This is a genomic window from Halomonas sp. ND22Bw (assembly GCF_003011945.1).
GTDB classification, from domain to species: domain Bacteria; phylum Pseudomonadota; class Gammaproteobacteria; order Pseudomonadales; family Halomonadaceae; genus Halomonas; species Halomonas halophila.
The window spans coordinates 1-229 of record NZ_PXWD01001943.1 but is presented as its reverse complement, the minus strand read 5'-3'; the positions used below and the strand labels follow the sequence as shown (position 1 = coordinate 229).

Here is a 229-nt window from a genome sequence, read left to right as displayed (position 1 = left end):
AACCGCGTCAGGGCGACGTAGCAAGCAAGCACCGGCACGGTGAAGATCACGGCCGCCGCCCGCCGCAGCCACTGCATGCCCGGCCGGTCTTGCCAGCCGGCGAGATGCTGGCAGAACATGAGGCAGGAACCGGCCCAGCCGGAATAGCAGGCCGTCATCAGCATGCCCCAGGCGACCCAGGGCAGCGGCGGCTCGCGGATGGCGCCGTCGGCCACGCGCAGCGCCCAGC

General features: G+C 72.1%; 1 protein-coding gene. It reads right to left on the bottom strand.

Annotated elements, in window-relative coordinates; genetic code table 11:
- Positions 1 to 229, bottom strand: a 229-nt coding sequence (locus CVH10_RS25070; protein ID WP_219925144.1) for a hypothetical protein, incomplete at both ends; no start/stop codon positions are given.